Origin of the sequence: Thioclava indica, from assembly GCF_000714545.1 — a bacterium.
GTDB classification, from domain to species: Bacteria; Pseudomonadota; Alphaproteobacteria; order Rhodobacterales; family Rhodobacteraceae; genus Thioclava; species Thioclava indica.
Window position 1 is genome coordinate 1 of sequence record NZ_AUNB01000083.1, and the last position, 2,142, is coordinate 2,142.

Below are 2,142 nucleotides of genomic sequence, written 5' to 3' on the forward strand. Positions count from 1 at the left end.
AGAATGAGGCCTTTAGCGCGCGCTAGCCGAGTGGCTTTCAGATATTGAAGCGGGGACGTTCCGGTGATGGCCTTGAATGCGCGATGAAACACCGGCACGCTCATCCCTGCATCGTGGGCCAAGACCTCGACTTTGAGCGGGTCAGCATAGTTCTCGCGGATCGTAATAATGCTTTGAGAAACGCGGCTATGATGTGTGTCCCCTTGTGCCAGTGCGCGGAGGGAGGGGCCATGTGGGCCTTCGATCGCGTGGAAAAGGATCTCACGCAGGATACCAGCCCCGAGTGCCTGACTGGCCGCATCTGAGCACAGCGCGCGCATCAAACGATGGACCGCATCGCGCATGTCGCCGTGCAGCTCAGCGGGCGCTACGCCCAGCGACGTCGCCGTGCGGGAGACGGGGCCATCCAGCTCCATAAAATTCAAAAACGCTATCAAATCTGCACGTTCGATATCAACAAACAGACCCAACATAGGGTCATCAGGTGTCGCATACGTCTCGCAGTCGAAGGGCAGCGGTACAGACAGCACAAGGTAATGATCGGGGTTGTAGTGGAAAACTCGGTCACCCAGATAACCAATTTTATTCCCCTGCAAGATCAGCACCAAACCGGCGTTGTAGATCAGCGGTGCGCGCGCGACCGCCTCGGTAGACCAAAAGAAGCGCACTCCCGGTAGCGCGGTTTCGACAAAGCCTGCACCGGCTTCAAACCCGTGCCGTTCTTTCAGCTCTTCAAACAAGTCCATTGCTGGTCTCCGTTAGTGGCGCGACACGAAAATAGTACATATGCGGCGCTCTGCGCCAGTCGCAACCCGCAATGCGATAGGATTGTGCAAGTCTTCAATAGGTTCCTTCATTCCCAGATCGATCGTTCTCCCCCATCTAAAGCCCATCAAATGCCAAGATTGAAAGGGCCAAAACAGTGACACAGACCACCAAGCCACTCGCCGTCATCACCGGAGCTTCTTCGGGCATCGGGGCCGCAATTGCGCGGCACTTGTCTGACGCAGGGCATCCCCTGTTGCTCCTCGCGCGCCGCGCAGACCGCCTTGAGGCGCTCGGCTTGCCGAACGCGATATGCCGCTGTGTCGATGTGACCGACACAGCGGCCTTGACCGCTGCCATCGACGAGGCGGAGGTTGCTTATGGTCCTGTTGATTTCTTGGTGAACAACGCGGGCGTCATGCTGCTCGGGGCGATGGATGTACAAGAGCCCACAGAATGGCAGCGCATGTTCAATGTGAACGTACTTGCGTTGCTTGGCGCGACGCAAGCGGTCTTGCGCGGTATGAAAGCGCGCAACAGCGGGACAATTTTGAACGTTAGCTCTGTCGCAGGCAAGAAAACTTTTCCCAACCACGCCGCCTATACGGGCAGCAAATTTGCCGTCACAGGGATTACAGAGAACCTACGCGAAGAAGTTGCCGAAAGCGGCGTGCGCGTGATGGCGATCTATCCGGGTGCCGTGGAAACCGAGCTACTGAGCCACACCACCGACAAGGATATTGTTGACGGCTATGAGGACTGGAAAACCTCGATGGGGGGAGTGCTGGTGGCGGACGATATCGCCCGGGCGGCCACGTTTATGTATGCACAGCCACAAGGCGTGAACATCCGCGACATCACTATCGCGGCGACACGTCAGCCGGCGTAAGCCAGGAAACTCATCACAGCTTCGGCACTCGGGTTGACGCTTTGGTAGTCGAGGTCTCGTTTTGAGCTGTCAATGCAAGTCCAGAAAAGCAGTCATTCGTGGAAATCGCAGCGAATGACTGCTCTCCGCCCTTCTGTGGAAAAACTAACGTTTGCACGCGCAGAAATAGTCGTTCTGAATTCACGGCGAGCGCTTTTCTTGTCAGGCTTTGCGGCTTATCTGCGTAGGGAAGGCACCGTCGTGGGCCGCCACGGCGTCAGGCGGCTGATGGCGAAGATGGGGTTGGAAGCCATCTACAAACGCCCCAGAACGAGCCAGCCGCACTCGCAGCATCCAGTCTATCCGTATCTGCTGAGGAAGATGGTGATCGACCGGCCCAACCAGGTCTGGTGCGCCGATATCACCTTTGTGCCGATCAAAAACGGCTTCCTCTATCTGGTAGCAATAATGGACTGGGCCACGCGCAAGGTTCGTAAACGGTGCGCCGT

The 2,142-nt window shown here is 57.1% G+C and carries 2 protein-coding genes and 1 pseudogene; 2 read left to right on the forward strand and 1 reads right to left on the reverse strand.

Features of this window, described 5'->3' with window-relative positions; genetic code table 11:
• Positions 1-746 (reverse strand): AraC family transcriptional regulator (locus DT23_RS16895; protein WP_051697390.1); only part of this gene is annotated, 746 nt, incomplete at its 3' end.
• Between the two features lie 176 nt (positions 747-922).
• Here DT23_RS16895 and DT23_RS16900 point away from each other — a divergent pair.
• Together DT23_RS16900 and DT23_RS16905 are read left to right on the forward strand one after the other, a co-directional pair.
• Complete coding sequence (locus DT23_RS16900; protein WP_038133205.1) at positions 923-1,654, forward strand: SDR family oxidoreductase; 732 nt, start codon at positions 923-925, stop codon at positions 1,652-1,654.
• Positions 1,655-1,870: 216 nt separating this feature from the next.
• Positions 1,871-2,142, forward strand: a pseudogene (locus DT23_RS16905) (IS3 family transposase); the annotation flags it as partial.